The following is a 19727-nucleotide window of genomic DNA, read 5'->3' as shown; positions in this document are numbered from 1 at the left end:
TCCCACAAGGGATCTGCTGTGTACACAAAACCCTGTGGGAGCGAGCCTGCTCGCGAAGGCGCCGGACCAGACACCGCAGAGCTAACAGGAGAACCGCAATGACTGACAACGCAATGTCCCTCAGCGAATTCGAAGCAGCCCTGCGCGCCAAAGGCGCCTATTACCACATCCACCATCCATTCCACCAAGCCATGTATGCCGGCCGATCAACCCGCGAGCAGATACAAGGCTGGGTCGCCAATCGCTTCTATTACCAGGTAAACATCCCCCTGAAGGACGCAGCGATTCTCGCCAACTGTCCAGACCGCGACGTGCGCCGGGAATGGCTGCAACGGATCCTCGATCACGACGGCGCACCTGGCAGCGAGGGCGGCATCGAAGCCTGGCTGCGGCTGGGCGAAGCGGTGGGGCTGGATCGCGAGCAAATCCTCTCACAGGAATTGGTGTTGCCCGGTGTACGTTTCGCCGTGGATGCCTACGTCAATTTCGCCCGCCGCGCCTGTTGGCAAGAAGCCGCCAGCAGTTCGCTGACCGAGCTGTTTGCGCCACAGATTCACCAATCCCGGCTCGATGCCTGGCCGACCCATTACCCGTGGATCGACGTCGGCGGCTACGACTATTTCCGTACTCGCCTGAGTCAGGCGCGACGCGACGTAGAGCATGGTTTGCGCATTACCTTGGCGCACTACGTCACGGTCGAAGGCCAGCAACGCATGCTGGAAATCCTGCAGTTCAAGCTTGACGTGCTGTGGAGCATGCTCGACGCCATGAGCATGGCCTACGAGCTGGAGCGCCCGCCGTATCACACCGTCACCACCGAGCCTGTCTGGCACCGGGGGATCGCCCTGTGAACCTGATTGAACAGCCACCGGGTCCGCCATTGTGGTTACTGGCAGAGTTGACTTATCGCTGCCCGCTGCAATGCCCGTATTGCTCCAACCCGCTGGACTTCGCTCAGCAGGGTGAGGAATTGAGCACCGAGGAATGGATTCGGGTGTTCCGTGAAGCCCGGGAGATGGGCGCCGCGCAACTGGGCTTTTCCGGCGGCGAGCCGTTGGTTCGCCAGGACTTGGCCGAGCTGATCAAAGCCGCCCGGGACATGGGTTACTACACCAACCTGATCACCTCGGGCATCGGCCTGACCGAGCAGAAAGTCCGCGATTTCAAGGTCGCGGGGCTGGACCACATTCAGATCAGCTTCCAGGCCGCCGACGAAGCGGTGAACAACATGCTCGCCGGTTCGCGCAAGGCCTTCGCCCAGAAACTCGCCATGGCCCGCGCGGTGAAGGCCCAGGGCTACCCGATGGTGCTGAACTTCGTCACCCATCGGCACAACATCGACCAGATCGCGCAGATCATCGACTTGTGCCTGGAACTGGAAGCGGATTTCGTCGAATTGGCGACGTGCCAGTTCTACGGCTGGGCCGAGCTCAACCGCGTTGGCCTGTTACCCACGCGCGAACAATTGCAGCGTGCCGAGCGCATCACTAATGAATACCGCGAGCGTCTTGAAGCGCAGGGCCACCCGTGCAAGCTGATCTTCGTCACCCCGGATTACTACGAAGAGCGCCCCAAGACTTGTATGAACGGCTGGGCCAATCTGTTCCTCGACATCACCCCGGACGGCACGGCGTTGCCTTGCCACAGCGCCCGACAGTTGCCGGTGCAGTTTCCCAACGTGCGCGAGCACAGTATCGAGCACATCTGGACTGATTCTTTCGGTTTCAATCGCTTTCGTGGCGATGACTGGATGAAAGAGCCGTGCCGCTCCTGCGATGAAAAGCACAAGGATCTGGGCGGCTGCCGCTGCCAGGCATTCATGCTGACCGGGGATGCCGAAAATGCTGACCCGGTGTGCAGCAAGTCGCCGCACCACGGCATGATTCTCAAGGCTCGCGAGGAAGCCGAGGCACCGGGGCTGGGCATGGAACACCTGACGTTGCGTAACGAGAAGGCTTCGCGACTGATCTACCGCGGATGAATCGAAAAGGTGCGACCGACACAGATCCCTGTGGGAGCGGGCTTGCTCGCGAAGGCGTCATTACATTCAATATTGATGTCGACTGACCCACCGCTTTCGCGAGCAAGCCCGCTCCCACAGGGGATTTTCGGTGGATGCGAGATTGGGTACACCGCGGCCTGCTACCCTTTGGTCTGATTGCATTCGCGACGGGATGGGTTAGTGTGGTTCTACCTTCCAAAACAATAAAAACAGGCTTTCCAATGAGCCAGAGTCTCAGCCAGCTGCGTAAATTCGTTTCGCCTGAAATCATCTTTGGTGCGGGCTGTCGGCACAACGTCGGCAATTGCGCGAAAACCTTTGGTGCCCGCAAGGTGCTGCTGGTCAGCGATCCCGGTGTGATTGCCGCCGGTTGGGTCGCCGATGTCGAGGCCAGTCTGCAAGCCCAGGGCATCGAGTATGTCCTGTACAGCGCGGTCTCGCCCAACCCACGGGTCGAAGAAGTGATGCTCGGCGCCGATCTGTATCGGGAAAATCATTGCGATGTGATCGTGGCCGTCGGTGGCGGCAGCCCGATGGATTGCGGCAAGGGCATTGGCATTGTCGTCGCCCATGGACGCAGCATCCTCGAATTCGAAGGCGTGGACACCATCCGCGTGCCCAGCCCTCCACTGATCCTGATTCCGACCACCGCCGGGACGTCGGCCGATGTCTCGCAATTCGTGATCATCTCCAATCAGCAAGAGCGCATGAAGTTCTCCATCGTCAGTAAGGCGGTGGTCCCGGACGTGTCGCTGATCGACCCGGAAACCACCCTGAGCATGGACCCGTTCCTGTCGGCCTGTACCGGCATCGATGCATTGGTGCATGCCATCGAAGCGTTTGTGTCCACCGGTCACGGGCCGTTGACCGATCCCCATGCGCTGGAGGCGATGCGCCTGATCAACGGCAACCTGGTGCAGATGATCGCCAACCCCAACGACATCGCCCTGCGCGAGAAGATCATGCTCGGCAGCATGCAGGCCGGGCTGGCGTTCTCTAACGCGATACTCGGCGCGGTACACGCCATGTCCCACAGCCTGGGCGGGTTTCTCGATCTGCCGCACGGTTTGTGCAACGCCGTGCTGGTAGAACACGTGGTGGCGTTCAACTACAGCTCGGCACCGGAGCGTTTCAAGGTGATCGCCGAGACCTTCGGCATTGATTGCCGTGGCTTGAATCACCGGCAGATCTGCGGGCGTCTGGTTGAACATCTGATCGCTCTGAAACATGCGATCGGCTTCCACGAAACCCTCGGACTGCACGGCGTCAGCACCGCGGACATTCCGTTCCTGTCGCAACACGCCATGCACGACCCGTGCATCCTGACCAACCCGCGCGAGTCCAGTCAGCGTGATGTCGAGGTCGTCTATGGCGAAGCCCTCTGACGAACAGCAACGGGCGCTGGCGGGGTTACTGGGATTAGGCAGGCACTCGGCGCGCAAGAGTCATTACCCGGAACTGGCCGCGCGCCTGGACGAGCTGGAAACCGAGCGCAATCGCTACAAATGGCTGTTCGAAAACGCCGTCCACGGGATCTTCCAGGCCAGCCTCTTGGAAGGCATGCGTGCCGCCAATCCGGCACTGGCACGGATGCTCGGCTATCAGGACCCGCAAGAAGTGCTGTTTTCACTGGCCGACCTGGCGAGCAACCTGTTTGTCGGCGGTGCTCAAGAGCTGGAAAACATCGGCGAAATGCTCAAGCGCGAGCGCAGTCTGCTCGGTTACGAAACCCAATTGCGGCGCAAGGATGGCAGCAGTCTCGACGTGCTGATGAACCTGTTGCTCAAGCCTGATCAGGAAGGGCTGGTGGAGGGTTTTGTCGCCGACATCACCGAACGCAAACTCGCCCAGCAGCGCCTGCAGCAACTCAATGACGAACTGGAGCAGCGAGTCACCGCGCGCACCGACGAGCTGCTGGAAGCCAACCGCAACCTGCAACAGCAGATCACCCAGCGTAAACAGATTGCCCAGGCATTGCGCGATGCCCGGGACGCCGCCGAGGCCGCCAATCGCAGCAAGGACAAATACCTCGCCGCCGCCAGCCATGACCTGCTGCAACCGCTCAACGCCGCACGTTTGCTGATCTCCACCCTGCGCGAGCGCAAGCTGCCCGACGTCGAACAAGTGCTGGTGGAGCGTACGCACCAGGCGCTGGAAGGGGCGGAAGATTTGCTCACCGATTTGCTGGATATTTCCCGGCTCGATCAGGCCGCCGTCAAACCGGACATTGCGCTGTATCGCCTCGATGAATTGCTCGGGCCGCTGGTTTCGGAATTCCGCTCAGTGGCCGAAGCAGCAGGTTTGAACCTGCGGGCGCACGTGGGCGATTACGCCATTAGCACTGACCTGCGCCTGATGACGCGGATCCTGCGCAACTTTCTCAGCAATGCCTGCCGCTACACCGACGAGGGCTGCATCCTGCTGGGTGCCAGACGCCGGGGTGAAATGCTGCGCCTGGAAGTCTGGGACACCGGGCGCGGGATCGCGGCGGACCGGCTGGATTCAATCTTCCTCGAGTTCAACCAACTGGACGTCGGACGCGCCGCCGACCGCAAGGGTGTGGGCCTGGGGCTGGCGATCGTTGAACGCATCGCCAAGATTCTAGGTTACAAAATCCAGGTTCATTCGTTGCCGGGGCGCGGGTCGATGTTCAGCATCGAGGTGCCGATTTCCCATGAGGTCCCGCTGCCGATCAGCCTGGCGGCGCCTCAACCGGGCACTGGCAATCCATTGCCGGGCCGACGTTTGCTGGTACTGGACAACGAAGTGAGCATTCTCGAAAGCATGAGCGCGCTGCTCGGGCAGTGGGGTTGCGAGGTGGTCACGGCCACTGATGAATTCTCCGCACTGGCGGCCTTGCAGGGGCGACCACCGGAACTGATTCTGGCGGACTACCACCTCGATCACGGGGTGGTGGGCTGTGATGTGGTCAGGCATTTGCGCGAGCATTACCACCAGGTTATTCCGGCGGTCATCATCACCGCCGACCGCACGGATCAATGTCGACGCTCATTGCAGAGACTCGAGGCACCGCTGCTGAACAAGCCAGTGAAACCCGGCAAGTTGCGCGCGGTGCTGAGTCAGTTGCTGGGGTAGCGATAGTGCAGGCTAAAACCGAGTTCGGCTGACTCGCCTTGCTCCAGCAAACGCAGCCCCGGTCGACCGGGCAGGTGATGAGCGTTGACCGGGTGGCTCACTGGTTCGATGCAGAAAAACCCCAGGCCCACCGGGCAGTAGAGCAGGTAGTAATCGCTGCCGGTGACCCGGCATTCCAGCTCATAACCCAAGTCGGGTTGCTGGATCAGGCAGTGGCCGTCCCATTCGCAGAAGCCGTTGTCGACCAAGGTGTCGGGCAGTGCTTTAGTTTGATGAAAGTCCCACTCGGCGGGCAGGTCCATCAGCTCGGTCGGCAGTTTTTCTCCATCGCATAACCACACTTTTTCAGCCTTGGCCTGTAGCCGGGTGTTCGCTGTGCGTGGAAAGTATGGATGCAAACCGAGCCCATGCCAGGCAGCGCGTTCGGCCAGATGGGTGACCTGCAGATCAATGCTCAGCTTGCCTTCGCTCAGATGGAATCGTTGCCGGGCGCGATAGGCGAACGGCGTTGAGCTGTCGAGTTGCAGAACGATTTCATCTCGCGTCTGCGAAACCACCTGCCACGCCTGTTGCCAGGCGCTGCCGTGAATTGGCAGGGGATCGGTGCGGCTGTTGGGGGTCAAGGCGAGCCAGCCATCAGGGCAGTCGAAACCACCTTCGGCGATGCGGTTCGACCATGGGGCCAAGGGATAGCAGCCGAGTTTGCCCGGCAGGCCGGTGTTCAGCGCATGGGCATCGTTGTGGCGCAACAGCGGCTGGCCGGTGCTGCGCACCGTCCAGTTGACGAGGCTGCCGCCGAGTTCCGGGGCGAGGGTGAGGTGGGTGAGTTCGTCTTCGAGTTCGAGAATTTTTGGAGTCATGCGTATTGAGCTCGGATAGGAGTACACCGATGTTCTCTGTAGCAGCTGGCGAAGCCTGCGTTCGGCTGCGAAGCAGTCGTCAATCCGGTATATACGGTTTTACTGATACACCGCGTATTACGGGTTTACGACTGCTTCGCAGCCGAACGCAGGCTTCGCCAGCTGCTACAGAGATTGCGTGATAGCTAAAGGCAGATCACAACACCAAATGCGGCAACCACAGCGACAATGCCGGAATGTAGGTCACGGCCAGCAGCACCAGGAACAGCACGCCATAGAACGGCAGCAGGGCTTTTACGGTGCTTTCGATACTGACCTTGCCCACTGCCGACCCCACGAACAGCACCGCACCCACCGGCGGCGTTATCAGACCAATCCCCAGGTTCACCAGCATGATCATGCCGAACTGCACCGGGTCCACGCCAATGCCCAGAATCACCGGCATCAGAATCGGCGTGAGGATCAGGATCAGCGGCGCCATGTCCATCACAGTGCCGAGCATCAACAGCATGACGTTGATGCACATCAGGATCACATAACGGTTGTCCGACAGGGTCAGGAACATCGTGGTGATCTTCGCCGGGATCTGCATCAGGGTCATGATGTAGCCGAAGCTGGCAGCGAAGCCGATCAGGATCATGACGATCGAAATGGTCCGCACCGTGCGGTGCATCAGTTTCGGCAACTCGCTCCACTTGTAGTCACGGTAGATAAACATGGTCACAAAGAACGACCACAGCACCGCGATCGCCGCCGATTCGGTGGCGGTGAAAATGCCCGAGAGAATACCGCCGAGGATGATGACCATGGCCATCAGGCCCCACATCGCTTCCCCACAAATTTTCAGCGCCTGGCGCATGGGGATGACTTCACCCTTGGGGTAGTTGCGCTTTCTCGCGAAAATCAGGCAGAGCACCATCAGGCACGCGCTCATCAACAGACCCGGTACTATGCCGGCCATGAACAGCGATGCGATCGACACCGTGCCACCAGCGGCCAATGAGTAAAGCACCGAGTTGTGGCTCGGCGGGGTCAGCAGCGCTTGAACCGAGCCGCTGACGGTGACCGCCGTGGCGAAGTCGCGCGGGTAGCCGCGGCGTTCCATTTCCGGGATCAGTACCGAACCGACCGATGCGGTGTCCGCGACTGAAGACCCGGAGATCGCGCCAAAGAAAGTCGAGGCCATGATATTGACCAGCGACAACCCGCCACGGACGAACCCGACCAGCACGCCGGCAAACGCCACCAGCCGCCGGGACATGCCACCCTCCGCCATGATCGCGCCGGCGAGGACGAAGAACGGAATGGCCAGCAATGAAAATTTATTCACGCCGCCAGCGACCTGAATCATCAGCGCCTGGAACGGAATATCAATCCACCACGCGCCGATCAGGGCAGAAAGGCCCAGCGCATAGGCGACCGGCATGCCGATCAGGATCAAAGCGATAAAACTGCCGAGCAGTATCAGAGCGTCCATTTAGGCGGTACCTTCGCTTTCTTCAACCAGGTCGAAACGCACGACCCGACGGTTGCTCTGGTCACCGAGCAAGAGTTTTTCCAACACAAAAATGAGCGTCAGCACGCCGCCAATCGGGATTGGCATGTACGTGATGCCGACGCGCAAAGTCGGCAGGGCGCTCATGAACTGGTTCCAGGTCGACAGGCAGAGCTTGGTGCCCCAGATCGTCATGAACAGGCAGATCGTTGCCATCAACAGTTGCGACACGATACTCATGGTCTGGCGCAGTTGGGGCGCCATGCGGTCGGTGAGCATCGCCACCGCCATGTGCGCACCGGCGCGGTAACTCGCCGCGGCACCGATGAAGGTGAAGACCACCATCAGCAAAATCGCGGTGGGCTCCGGCCAGCTGGAGCCGGTGCCGAGGACGTAACGGGCGAAGACACCCCAGGGAATGATCAGCGATATGGTCAGGACCGACAGACCGGCAATCCAGATGCAGGTCATGTAGATCTTGTCGTTGATGCGCAGCAGCAGATTCTTCATCGGGTTTCACCGTAACCGGGCGCGCGCTGACATACACCACCGTCAGCGGCGCCGGGCCTTTCATGAGTGCAGGTAGGTTTACTGAACGGCTTCGATACGCTTGATCAAGTCGGCGTAAGGTGCGCCGTATTTTTCGCGGACCGCGGCGGTGGCTTCATAGAAAGGTTTCTTGTCGACGGTGATGAACTCGACGCCGGCCGCCTTGAGTTTTTCTTCACTGCTGGCCGATTTTGCGTCCCAGAGGGTACGTTCTTGCGCCTGTGCGGCTTTGGCGGTTTTCTTCACCAGGACTTGCTGCTCGGGGGTGAGTTTTTCCCAGGTGATTTTCGACATCACGATCGGCTCGGGCAGGATCAAGTGGCCGGTCAGGCTGTAGAACTTGGCGTTCTGGTAGTGGTTGTGTTCGAGCAGGGTCGGCGGGTTGTTTTCCGCGCCGTCGATCACACCTGTCTGCAAGGCGCTGAAGATCTCGCCCGTATCCATCGCAATGCCGTTGCCGCCCATGGCGTTGATGGTTTCGATGAACATCGGGTTGCCTTGCACGCGGATTTTCATGCCCTTGAGGTCTTCAAGTTTGCGCACCGGTTTTTTGGTGTAGATGTTGCGTGTGCCACCGTCCATCCAGGCCAGAGCCACCAGGCCGAATTCGGAGTGGGTGATTTTGTCGAGGATCGCGTCGCCGACGTCGCCGTCGATGACTTTGCGCATGTGCGCCTGATCACGGAATACGAACGGCATGTTGAACACATTCACGTCTGGTACCACGGGGCCAACGATGCCGAGACTGACGCGAGCCATCTGGATGGCGCCAACCTGCATCTGTTCGATCACTTCTTTTTCCGAGCCGAGCACGCCACCGGCAAACATTTTGAAGGTCAGTGCGCCGTTACTGTCGGCCACCAGGGTCTTGCCCAGTTGTTCTTCTGCCACCACGGTCGGATAACCGGCCGGATGGATATCGGCGTATTTCACTTCCAGCGCTTGAGCGGCACTGCTGAGGGTGAAGACCAAGGGGAGTGCAGCGGCGAGCAAGGTGCGTTTGAAGTCCATGGGGTTGTCTCCAGTGTTGTTATTTTTTTTATTCAAGGCACAGCGGTGCAGCAGAAGCGTTTGAGGCGGGGGTGATCAAAAATCTTTGAACTGCGGTTCCGGCAACCCTTTCACCCCGGGATTGAGGGCGAACACTCCGCCGGCCAGTGACTGTTCATCCTGGTCGTCGCCGGGGCGGATCGAGGTCACGAACAGCGTGTCCAGTCGGCTGCCACCGAAGGCGCACATGGTCGGTTTTTTCACCGGTACGGCGAGGGAACGGTCCAGTCGGCCATCGGGGGTGAAGCGGTGAATCAGCCCGGCGTCATTGGCGCAAATCCAGTAGCCGCCTTCGGCATCGACCGCTGCGCCATCGGGACGACCTGGGAACTGATTCATGTCGACAAATAGTCGGCGATTGGACGGCGTGCCGCTGTCGATGTCGTAATCAAAGGCCCAGATTTGCTGGACCAGCGGATGGGAGTCAGACAGGTACATCGTCCGCCCGTCCGGGCTGAAACCCAGACCGTTGGGCACGATGAATCCGCTGAGTTGCGCATCGATCAGCCCGCGTTGACCGGCGCTGTAGCGGTAAAGCGTACCGTCGGCAGCATTGGCGCCCATGTTCAGCACCATGCTGCCGGACCAGAAGCGTCCCTGACGATCACAGCGCCCATCGTTCAGGCGCATATCTGTGCGGGCGTGTTTGACCGACGCCAGAAGGTTGCTGTCGAGGCTGCCGTCGTTATGCGGGTGCAAATGGAAGAACCCGCTTTCCATCCCGGCAACCCAACTGCCGTCGCTTTGGCGGGCAATGCAGGCGAGCATCTGCGGAGCGGTCCAAGAATGGACATGGCCGGTTTCGGCGCTCCAGCGCTGAAGTCCACCGGCAGGAATATCAACCCAGTACAGGGCGTTTTCCTCGGGGACCCAGACCGGGCTTTCACCGACCGCGTTACGGGCATCAACAATTAATTCAGCGTTCATGGCAACTCATTCCCTGGGGTTTTTGTTGTCGGGATCAAGTGGAGTAAGGGGCTTCAGTCGCCGAACGGGCCTGCCGCGACAAACGCGCCACCCTGGTAAACCATGGCCGGGTCATCAGCGGCCGGCATCGGTTGGGCTTCGACTTTTTCGCGGAACACTTCGGAGCTGTCCTGTGGTGCGTAACCCAAGCTTGTGGCGAAGCGGTTGTCCCACCAGACGTTCTTGTTGTCGGACGCGCCGTAGACCACGGTGTGGCCGACGTTCGGGGTGTACAACGCGCACTCGATCAATTGCGTCAGGTCACCAAAGCTCAACCAGGTACTCATCATTCGGCGGTTTTGCGGTTCCGGGAAAGAAGAGCCGATGCGGATACTGACGGTCTCGATACCGTAGCGATCGAAGTAGAAACTGGCCGTGTCTTCGCCGTAGCACTTGGACAAACCGTAATAGCTGTCCGGGCGGCGAGGGGAGTGGGCGTCGATGACTTCGTCCTGTTTGTAGAAGCCGATCACGTGGTTGGAGCTGGCGAAAATCACTCGCTTCACGCCCTGACGGCGAGCGGCTTCGTAAATGTGGAACACGCCGCAGATGTTGGCGCCGAGGATGTCTTCGAACGAGTGCTCCGTCGACACGCCGCCGAAGTGCAGGATCGCGTCCACGCCTTCGACCAGTTGATGAACGGCGTGTTTGTCGGCAAGATCGCAGGGCACGACTTCTTCGCGATCATCAAGTGCGGGGGTGATGTCGGCGATGTCCGACAGGCGAATCACATTGGCGTAAGGCCGCAGGCTTTCGCGCAAGACTTTGCCAAGGCCACCGGCGGCGCCGGTCAGGAGCAGGCGATTGAACGGGGCGCGGGCTGTAGGAGTGATTGTCATGGAAGTCCCTGCACAAGCAGTCATTGTTATTGAATTTGTTGTAAGTTGTCGTACGACTTGATCGAAGTATCGTTAGGCTTTCCCATTCTTGTCAACGCGTCATCGTTTGAAATTGACGGAGGGTCGTCCCGAGTTCAATTCGACCAACCGCTGAAATAGATCGCCGTGATAACGACCTATCAGCAGGGTGGATAAATGCCTTACAACAACGAGATCGGGTAGTTGATGATGATTCGATTTTCGTCGAATTCGTTAGTGCTGAAATCCTTGCGGATGCTCGCGTTGCGCCATTTGACGTTGAGGTTCTTCAGCACGCCGCTCTGCACGGTGTAAGCCAGTTCCGATTCGCGGCCCCATTCCTTACCGTCGGTGATGGTGCCCGTGTGCACGTTATCGCCGCTGATGTAGCGGTTCATCATCGTCAGGCCGGGAATGCCGAGCGCTACAAAGTTGTAGTCGTGGCGCAGTTGCCAGGATCTTTCCTTGGCGTTGTCATAGCTGGAGTTGTAGCTGTCGTTGGCCAAGGTGCCGCCGCTAGTGCCGTTGACCCGCATCCAGACATCGTCGCCGCTGAGTTTTTGCAGACCGACAAAGAAGGTGTTGCCGCCGTATTTGGCCGAGAGCATGGCGAACGCGGTTTTGTTGTCGAGGTCGCCGGCCAGGGCGCTGCCGTCTTCCTTGCCGATGAAATAGCCCAGGTTGGCGCCGAGGGTCCAGTCGCCGATAGGTTGGCTGTGGCTCAGGTTGAAATACTGCTGCTGATAAATGTCGCTGAGTTCCGAGTACCAGACCCCGACCTGGGTGCGCTTTTCATTGAACGCATACTCGCCGCCGCCGAAGTTGAAACGGTCGGAGGTGAAGGCGGTTTTGCCGTTCATGAACATGTCTTCCATGCTCCCATCGTTGCGCGGGCTGTTGCCCTGGAACTGACCGCCGTAGAGTGTCAGGCCGCTGATCTCGCTGGACGTTACCTGGCCACCGCGAAAGGTTTGCGGCAGGGAGCGGCCGTCGTCGGAGCGCAGGATCGGCAGCACCGGCATCCATTCACCGACCTTCAATTCGGTTTTCGAAATTTTGCCTTTCAGCGCCACACCCAGACGCCCGAAATTGTCAGCAGGGCGGCCGTCGTCGTGAATCGGCAGCAACGAAGTGCCAGCCGTGCCTTTGCCACCGTCGAGCTTTTGCGAGTACAGGCCCAGCACATCCACGCCGAAACCGACGAAGCCTTGGGTGAACCCGGATTTGGCGTCGAGAATGAAGCTTTGGGTCCACTCTTCAGCCTTGCCCTGCGGGTAGGCCGGGTTGGTGTAGTTGCGGTTGATGTAGAAGTTGCGCAGGTTCAGCGTGGCCTTGGCGTCATCGACAAAACCTTCGGCATTGCTGCTCATGGGCAGGGCGAAGGCCAGGCTGCTGCAACCGATCAGGCTCAGGGTGCGACGGCGTGCGAAGGTTGGGCGAGGGGTGCAGATGAGGGAATTACGGACGAGCTTGCTCACAGTGACGCTCCCTTGTTTCTTTTTGTTTTTATTTTTGTCATACGTCGTCGTACAACATTGGGGCGATTATTTACGGGGATTTCAGGGCTTGTCAATCAGAAGTTGTACGATGACCTGAATGCCACTGAGGCAAGTTCGAAAAGGCGCCAGTTTACCTGCGAGAAACTGGGTGTATGAAGTTTCGTTTTCGCTTGTCGCCGCGATGTAGAGCGGATGCTAGTCTTGGCCAACGCTGTAGTCAGGGAGCCCTTATGGGCAATCACAAGATCGAGATTCGTCGCAGTAACGTCGAGAAAATTCTGCTGGGGGCCGAAAAGGTTTTCGCCGAAAAAGGTTTCGGCGGCACCGCCATGGCCGACATCGCCGCCGAAGTGCAACTGCCGCGCTCCAACCTGCATTACTACTTCAGCACCAAGAGTGAGCTATACAGCGCCGTGCTGTTCGATTTGCTGGAAGTGTGGAAACAGGACGCTCTGTGCTTCGAGATGTTCGACGACCCGCGCGTGGTGCTCAGCAGCTACATCCGCGCCAAAATGAACCACTCCCGCAGCCGGCCTTACGGCTCCAAAGTCTGGGCCAACGAAATCATCCATGGTGCACCGACGCTGGGGGAGAAACTGGACGTCAGCCTGTACGACTGGGCGAAGATGAAAGAGGCGAAAATTCGGCAGTGGGTGGACGACAAACGCATCCTGCCGGTGGAGCCTTCAAGCCTGCTGTACATGATCTGGGCCTCGACCCAGCATTACGCCGACTTCGATCATCAGGTGAATATTCTTAATGATCATCAGCCGCTGTCGGACATGCAGTTTGAGCGGGCGGTGCAGACGGTGACGAGTGTGATTTTGCGGGGGATTGGGTTGGAGCCGTAAATCAAAAGATCGCAGCCTCGTTTCACTCGACAGCTCCTACAGGGGAACGCATTTCTCTGTAGGAGCTGTCGAGTGAAACGAGGCTGCGATCTCTTGAACTTCAACGATCAAACAGCGACGTGATAGGGATTACGCGGATCATGATTCCAATCCAGAAACGGCTTGCCCGTATCCATCGGCACCATCTCAATACAATCCTGCACCGGACACGTGATCTGACACAGATTGCACCCCACGCACTCATCATCAATCACTTCATATTTATGCGTCCCGTCCGCCTGCTTAAGGCTCGCAATCGCCTGGTGCGAAGTGTCTTCGCAAGCAATGTGGCAACGACCACAACCAATGCATGCTTCCTGGTCAATCTTGGCGATCACTTGATAGTTGATGTCCAGGTACTTCCAGTCCGTGGTGTTGCCCACCGCACGCCCGGTAAACTCCGACACGCTGGCATAGCCCTGACTGTCCATCCAGCGCGATAAACCATCCTTCATTTCCTCGACAATCCGGAAGCCATGCAGCATCGCCGCCGTGCACACCTGCACCGAGCCGCTGCCCAGCGCAATGAACTCCGCCGCGTCGCGCCAGCTGCCGATGCCGCCAATGCCGGAAATCGGCAGGCTTTGCGTCTGTGGGTCGCGGGCGATTTCGGCGACCATGTTCAGCGCAATCGGCTTGACCGCAGAGCCGCAATAACCGCCGTGGGTGCTTTGGCTGCCCACGGCGGGATTGGCGACCATGCGCTCAAGATTGACGCTGGTAATCGAATTGATCGTATTGATCAGCGACACCGCATCGGCACCGCCGCGATGGGCCGCGCGGGCAGCGACGCGAATGTCGGTGATGTTCGGTGTGAGCTTGACGATCACCGGCAGCGAGCAGTACGTCTTGCACCAACGGGTGACCTGCTCGACATATTCCGGCACTTGGCCGACTGCCGCGCCCATGCCGCGTTCCGGCATGCCGTGGGGGCAACCGAAGTTCAGTTCGATGCCGTCGGCGCCGGTGGCTTCCACCAGTGGCAGGATGAATTTCCATGATTCTTCCACGCAGGGCACCATCAGCGACACGATCAGCGCGCGGTCCGGCCAGTCCTTTTTGACCTGAGTGATTTCCCGCAGGTTGATTTCCAGCGAGCGATCGGTGATCAGCTCGATGTTGTTGAAACCCACCACTTCACGGTTGGCACCGAAGTGCGCTGAGTAACGCGACGACACGTTGACCGCCGCCGGGTCTTCACCCAGGGTTTTCCAGACCACGCCACCCCAGCCGGCTTCGAAGGCGCGGACCACGTTGTAGGCTTTGTCGGTGGGTGGCGCGGAGGCCAGCCAGAACGGATTGGGGGCTTTGATGCCGGCGAAGACAATCGAGAGATCGGCCATTTACGCAGCCTCCACGTTGAGCATGAGTTGGGCGTTGATCGCCTCGGCGGCCCGTTTGCCGTGCTGCACGGCCTGCACGGTGAGGTCCTGATCGAGACTGGTGCAGTCGCCGCCGGCGTACACGCCGGGGATGCTGGTGCGCAGGTTGTCGTCCACTTGAATCCGCTCGCCCTGACGCTTGAGTTCACAGGCCAGCGGGTCGGTGAGGGCGCTGGCGTCGAAGGCTTGACCGATGGCTTTGAAGATTGCATCGGCGGCCAGTTCGAAAGTTACACCGGTGGTTTGCAGGCGACCGTCTACCAGCTGCGTGCGGGCGAAGCGCATGCCGCGCACGTGGCCCTGGTCATCGAGCAGCACTTCTTCCGGTTGTGCCCAGGTCAACAGCCGCACCTGATTGGCCTTGGCGATGTCCTGTTCGTGACCGGTGGCGCCCATTTCCTCGACGCCACGGCGATACACCAGATTCACGTCACGCGCCCCGAGGCGAGCCATTTGCACGGCCATGTCGATGGCGGTGTTGCCGGCACCGAGGACGATGCAGTGGTCGGCCAGCGGCAGTTGCGTCAGGTCATCGGCCTGGCGCAATTCGCGGATGTAATCGGTGGCGGCGATCAGGCCGGGCGCCTCTTCGTGGGCCAGACCCAGTTGTTTACTGGCGTTCAAGCCGAGGCCGAGGAACACCGCGTCGAACTGCTGATGCAGTTCGCTGAGGGTGAGGTTTTCACCGAGTTTCTGGCCGTGACGGATCTCGATCCCACCGATTTCCAAGAGGAAATCCACTTCCTTCTGGGCGTAATCGTCCACCAGTTTGTACTTGGCGATCCCGTATTCGTTGAGGCCGCCAGCCTTTTCCCGTGCCTCGAAAATCACCACGTCATGACCGTGCATGGCACTGCGGTGAGCGCAGGACAAACCGGCCGGTCCAGCACCGACCACGGCGATGCGTTTGCCAGTCGATGCAGCACGTGGGAAGGGGTGTTCGCTGAAGTGTGCGTTGTCTACGGCGTAACGCTGCAACAGGCCGATCAACACCGGTGCACACTCATGGTCGTTGTTGCGCACGCAGGCTTGCTGGCAAAGAACTTCCGTCGGGCACACCCGGGCGCAACTGCCGCCGAGGATGTTCGCCGAGAGAATTTTCTGCGCGGCGCCCTGAACGTTTTCCTGATGGATATTGCGAATGAACGACGGAATATCGATCTCGCTCGGACAGGCATTCACGCACGGCGCGTCATAGCAGTACAGGCAACGCGAGGCTTCCAGATGGGCCTGACGGTCGTTGAGCGGTGGCGCCAGATCGGTGAAATGGCCGGCGAGGGCGGCCGCATTCTCATAGGGATGCGGGAGGTGGTTCAGGGTCTTGATCACGGTGTTGGCCTCACGGTTATTGAGGTACTGCCTCTGATGGGCATTGGTTTTTGTGTTGTCCGGGCCGGCCTCTTCGCGAGCAGGCTCGCTCCCACACTTGGAATGAATTCCCCTGTGGGAGCGAGCCTGCTCGCGAAGGCCGCAGGCCTCGATTTCAGCGTTTCACAGCTGTCGGCCTGTTCAACTCAGCCCGCTTACTCAACAAATCAAACACCGCCGGATACGCCGGCCGTTCGACATACCGTCCGGCGCCACGCTCGGCCCGCAAATCACCATCGGCCCACACCACCCGGCCCTGGCTCACGGTGTGGCTCGGTACACCACGCACGGTCTTGCCTTCGAAGATGTTGAAGTCGACCTGCTGGTGATGGGTCTTCGCTGAAATCGTCCGCGTACCTTCCGGATCCCACAGCACCAGGTCCGCATCTGCACCGACGCGAATCGCCCCTTTGCGCGGGTAGAGGTTGAAGATCTTCGCAGTGTTGGTGGAGGTCAGCGCCACGAAGTGCTGCATCGACAAACGCCCGGTGTTCACCCCTTCATCCCAAAGCACTGCCATGCGGTCTTCGATACCGGCCGTGCCATTCGGGATCTTGCTGAAATCGTCACGGCCGGCGGCTTTTTGTTCGGCGCAGAAGCAGCAGTGGTCGGTGGCGGTGGTGTGCAGGTTGCCCGATTGCAGGCCGTGCCAAAGCGCTTCTTGATGGCCGCGAGGACGGAAGGGCGGGCTCATCACGTAACCGGCGGCGGTCTGCCAGTCCGGGTGTTGATAGACGCTGTCATCCAGCAGCAAATGCCCGGCCAGGACTTCTCCGTAGACTTGTTGACCCTTGCTGCGGGCGTAGGTGATTTCGTCGAGGGCTTCCTTGGTCGAGACATGCACCAGGTACAGCGGCGTGCCGAGCGTTTCGGCGATGCGGATCGCCCGGCTGGCCGCTTCACCTTCAACCTGAGAAGGGCGGGACAACGGATGCGCTTCAGGGCCGGTCATGCCCTGGGCCATCAACTTGCGTTGCAGGTGATAGACCAGCTCACCGTTTTCCGCATGCACAGTCGGCACCGCGCCAAGTTCCAGACAACGTTCGAAACTCGCCACCAGAGTGTCGTCGGCGGCCATGATCGCGTTCTTGTAGGCCATGAAGTGCTTGAAGCTGTTGACCCCGTGATGATTGACCAGCTCGGCCATGTCCTCACGCACCTGTTCGCTCCACCAGGTGATCGCGACATGGAAACCGTAATCCGACGCTGACTTCTCGGCCCAGCCGCGCCACTGATGAAAAGCTTCCATCAAGGATTGCTGCGGATTGGGAATCACAAAGTCGATGATCGACGTGGTACCCCCAGCCAGACCTGCCGCCGTGCCACTGAAAAAGTCTTCACTGGCCACCGTGCCCATGAAGGGCAGCTGCATGTGTGTGTGCGGGTCGATGCCGCCGGGCATCAGGTATTGGCCGCTGCCGTCGAGCACTTCGGCACCCGCCGGAACATCGAGATTTTCGCCGATGGCTTTGATCACGCCGTCGGCGCAATAGACGTCGGCGCGATAACTTTCATCGTGGGTAACAACGGTGGCGCCACGGATCAACAGAGACATTCCGAGTTCCTCGCAGGCAATGACCGACTTGTGCCGGTTCTAAATGTTTTATATGAAGCCGACGCAAACAGGTGTATTCCTGTCAGCGCTGTCAGGAATAAAAGCTAGTCTGAGTTTACGGATAGAGCAAGAATATTTTTTATAAGCTTATATCTGTTTTAAAGTATTGATATTTAAGGTTTAAATCTACAAATCACCAAAATGGTGAGGCCTCTCACCATTTTGACGCACTTGACAGGTTCTAAAAATAGACGAGATTTCTTATGTGAAATCAGCCGGTTGAGGATGGTCTATGGTTGATGCGCGAGTTTGAAAAAAAATGGTATGCACCAGATTGAGTCCTGACTGTTCGGACAACTTGCCTGGCATTCGACCTGAGTGAACAAGCAAGTCACCGCTGACTCATCGGGTATATAAATTAAACTGATAAACATCCGTTGGTTACAAAGTTTTTATGGAACTGCCCGATGCGCAAACGGGGTAGCCGGCACGATTATTGATGCCACCAGCCCCTGATGAGCAAAAATAATCAAAAGAACAGTGGAGCGGCCATGCAACAGATCAGATCGCAAGTGACCGAGCGCGACGGCTTGTATGAACTCGACGCCGGCAGTGACGTCCTCGACAGTCCCCGTTACAACCACGACATGGCACCGACCAAGGTGCACGAACGAACCTGGAACAAATGGCACATCACCGCGTTATGGGTCGGCATGGCAATCTGCGTGCCGACCTACACACTCGGAGGCGTGCTCACCGCCTATTTCGGCCTGTCCGTCGGCGAAGCGCTGCTGGCGATACTGTTCGCCAACATCATCGTATTGATCCCTCTGACCCTGAACGCCTTTCCCGGTACCAAGTACGGCATTCCGTTTCCGGTGCTGCTGCGTTCGTCCTTCGGGATTCTCGGCTCCAACATTCCGTGTTTGATCCGTGCGCTGGTGGCGTGTGGCTGGTTCGGCGTTCAGACGATGTTCGGCGGGCTGGCCATTCACCTGTTTCTCGGCTCGGTGTTCGAGGGTTGGAAAGCCCTCGGCGGTACCGGTGAGGTGATCGGCTTCATGGTGTTCTGGGCCTTGAACCTGTGGGTGGTGATTCGCGGTGCGGACTCGATCAAATGGCTCGAAACCCTCTCGGCGCCGTTGTTGGTGCTGGTGGGCGTGGGGTTGCTGGTGTGGGCCATGCCGAACGTGTCGATGACCGAATTGATGGCGATCCCGCCCAAACGTCCGGAAGGCGCCAGCGTGGTCAGTTACTTTGCCGCCGGGCTGACCGCCATGGTCGGGTTCTGGGCCACCTTGTCCCTGAACATTCCGGATTTCAGCCGCTATGCGAAAAGCCAGAAGGATCAGATTGTCGGGCAGATTATCGGCTTGCCCCTGACCATGTTTCTGTTCGCCTCCCTTGGCGTAGTGATGACGGCCGCCTCGGTAAAACTGGTGGGTGTCACCGTCTCCGATCCGGTCACCCTGATCGGCCATATCCAAAGCCCGGTCTGGGTCGCGTTGGCCATGGCGCTGATCATCATCGCCACGCTGTCGACCAACACCGCGGCCAACATTGTGTCGCCGACCAACGATTTCCAGAACGTCGCACCCAAGTTCATCAACCGCACCAAAGCGGTGTTGCTCACCGGCCTGGTCGGCTTGGTGCTGATGGCCCATGAGCTGTTGAAGAAGCTCGGATTGATCGTCTCGGATTTGAGCCTGGAGACGGTGTATTCCAACTGGTTGTTGGGCTACTCCAGCCTGTTGGGCCCGATCGCCGGGATCATGGTGGTGGACTATTTCCTGATCAAGAAACAGCAACTGGACCTGGCCGGGCTCTATCGCGATGACGTTTACCCGGCGTGGAACTGGTTCGGGTTTATCGCCTTCGGAGTTCCGGTGGCGCTGACGTTGCTGTCGCTTGGCAGTGACGCATTCAGCTGGTTCTACAGCTATGGCTGGTTCACCGGCTCGGCGCTGGGTGGGCTGATTTATTACGGGTTGTGCTCGATGCGACCCAACCCGTCTGTCGCGAAATCTCCGGTGTGAGGGATGGCCTCTTCGCGAGCAGGCTCGCTCCCACATTTGGAATGCATTACCCCTGTGGGAGCGAGCCGGCTCCGGGCGGCGTTCCGACGAAGACGGCCGCCAAGACACCAAAGAAATGCCTG

16 protein-coding genes are annotated in these 19727 nt (G+C 59.2%); 6 read left to right on the top strand and 10 right to left on the bottom strand.

From position 1 onward, the window contains the following. Positions 1 to 98 precede the first annotated feature (98 nt). The 4 genes from pqqC to ACYZTX_RS18385 all read left to right on the top strand — a co-directional run bounded on the left by pqqC (position 99) and on the right by ACYZTX_RS18385 (position 5098). Complete coding sequence (pqqC, locus tag ACYZTX_RS18400; protein ID WP_462035274.1) at positions 99 to 851, top strand: pyrroloquinoline-quinone synthase PqqC; 753 nt, start codon at positions 99 to 101, stop codon at positions 849 to 851. Next, complete coding sequence (gene pqqE / locus ACYZTX_RS18395; RefSeq protein ID WP_462035273.1) at positions 848 to 1981, top strand: pyrroloquinoline quinone biosynthesis protein PqqE; 1134 nt, start codon at positions 848 to 850, stop codon at positions 1979 to 1981. The genes pqqC and pqqE overlap by 4 nt, the downstream gene beginning before the upstream one ends. A 242-nt stretch (positions 1982 to 2223) precedes the next feature. Then, on the top strand, positions 2224 to 3387 hold the full coding sequence (gene ercA / locus ACYZTX_RS18390; RefSeq protein WP_008149766.1) for an alcohol dehydrogenase-like regulatory protein ErcA: 1164 nt from the start codon (positions 2224 to 2226) through the stop codon (positions 3385 to 3387). Continuing rightward, positions 3371 to 5098 (top strand): PAS domain-containing hybrid sensor histidine kinase/response regulator, encoded by a 1728-nt coding sequence (locus ACYZTX_RS18385; RefSeq protein ID WP_462035272.1) that lies wholly within the window; start codon positions 3371 to 3373, stop codon positions 5096 to 5098. The genes ercA and ACYZTX_RS18385 overlap by 17 nt, the downstream gene beginning before the upstream one ends. On the opposite strand, the gene ACYZTX_RS18380 is transcribed toward ACYZTX_RS18385, so the two are convergent. The 7 genes from ACYZTX_RS18380 to ACYZTX_RS18350 form a co-directional block, all read right to left on the bottom strand. Beyond that, a complete protein-coding gene (locus ACYZTX_RS18380) occupies positions 5083 to 5958 on the bottom strand; it encodes an aldose 1-epimerase (protein WP_462035271.1) in 876 nt (291 codons plus the stop codon). The genes ACYZTX_RS18385 and ACYZTX_RS18380 overlap by 16 nt on opposite strands. 196 nt (positions 5959 to 6154) lie before the next feature. After that, positions 6155 to 7435: a TRAP transporter large permease gene (locus ACYZTX_RS18375; RefSeq protein WP_462035270.1), complete on the bottom strand. Its 1281-nt coding sequence runs from the start codon at positions 7433 to 7435 to the stop codon at positions 6155 to 6157. Continuing rightward, positions 7436 to 7963, bottom strand: coding sequence for a TRAP transporter small permease (locus ACYZTX_RS18370; RefSeq protein WP_462035269.1), 528 nt, complete (start codon positions 7961 to 7963; stop codon positions 7436 to 7438). It lies immediately after the preceding gene. A gap of 78 nt (positions 7964 to 8041) precedes the next feature. After that, positions 8042 to 9013: a TRAP transporter substrate-binding protein gene (locus ACYZTX_RS18365; RefSeq protein ID WP_462035268.1), complete on the bottom strand. Its 972-nt coding sequence runs from the start codon at positions 9011 to 9013 to the stop codon at positions 8042 to 8044. Positions 9014 to 9088: 75 nt separating this feature from the next. Further along, positions 9089 to 9979: an SMP-30/gluconolactonase/LRE family protein gene (locus ACYZTX_RS18360; RefSeq protein ID WP_462035267.1), complete on the bottom strand. Its 891-nt coding sequence runs from the start codon at positions 9977 to 9979 to the stop codon at positions 9089 to 9091. 53 nt (positions 9980 to 10032) lie between these two features. Beyond that, positions 10033 to 10857: an NAD-dependent epimerase/dehydratase family protein gene (locus tag ACYZTX_RS18355; protein ID WP_462035266.1), complete on the bottom strand. Its 825-nt coding sequence runs from the start codon at positions 10855 to 10857 to the stop codon at positions 10033 to 10035. A gap of 200 nt (positions 10858 to 11057) precedes the next feature. Next, the gene (locus tag ACYZTX_RS18350) at positions 11058 to 12353 is read right to left on the bottom strand and encodes an OprD family porin (protein WP_462035265.1); all 1296 of its coding nucleotides are present in this window, start codon (positions 12351 to 12353) and stop codon (positions 11058 to 11060) included. A gap of 251 nt (positions 12354 to 12604) precedes the next feature. Between ACYZTX_RS18350 and ACYZTX_RS18345 the strand changes: the two genes are divergently transcribed. Continuing rightward, on the top strand, positions 12605 to 13225 hold the full coding sequence (locus ACYZTX_RS18345; protein WP_461972317.1) for a TetR/AcrR family transcriptional regulator: 621 nt from the start codon (positions 12605 to 12607) through the stop codon (positions 13223 to 13225). A gap of 107 nt (positions 13226 to 13332) precedes the next feature. Here the strand turns inward: ACYZTX_RS18345 and preA are convergent, their stop codons facing one another. The 3 genes from preA to hydA form a co-directional block, all read right to left on the bottom strand. Beyond that, entirely contained in the window at positions 13333 to 14607 is a 1275-nt protein-coding gene (preA, locus tag ACYZTX_RS18340; protein ID WP_462035264.1) for an NAD-dependent dihydropyrimidine dehydrogenase subunit PreA, read from the bottom strand. Continuing rightward, the gene (locus ACYZTX_RS18335) at positions 14608 to 15975 is read right to left on the bottom strand and encodes an NAD(P)-dependent oxidoreductase (RefSeq protein WP_462035263.1); all 1368 of its coding nucleotides are present in this window, start codon (positions 15973 to 15975) and stop codon (positions 14608 to 14610) included. 154 nt (positions 15976 to 16129) lie between these two features. Further along, positions 16130 to 17569: a dihydropyrimidinase gene (gene hydA, locus ACYZTX_RS18330; RefSeq protein ID WP_462035262.1), complete on the bottom strand. Its 1440-nt coding sequence runs from the start codon at positions 17567 to 17569 to the stop codon at positions 16130 to 16132. Between the two features lie 551 nt (positions 17570 to 18120). On the opposite strand from hydA, the gene ACYZTX_RS18325 reads away from it, so the two are divergent. Then, on the top strand, positions 18121 to 19605 hold the full coding sequence (locus ACYZTX_RS18325; RefSeq protein ID WP_462035261.1) for an NCS1 family nucleobase:cation symporter-1: 1485 nt from the start codon (positions 18121 to 18123) through the stop codon (positions 19603 to 19605). The last annotated feature ends 122 nt before the right edge of the window (positions 19606 to 19727 follow it).

This window comes from Pseudomonas sp. MDT1-17, from assembly GCF_054898105.1.
This window is presented reverse-complemented; position numbering and strand designations above follow the sequence as displayed.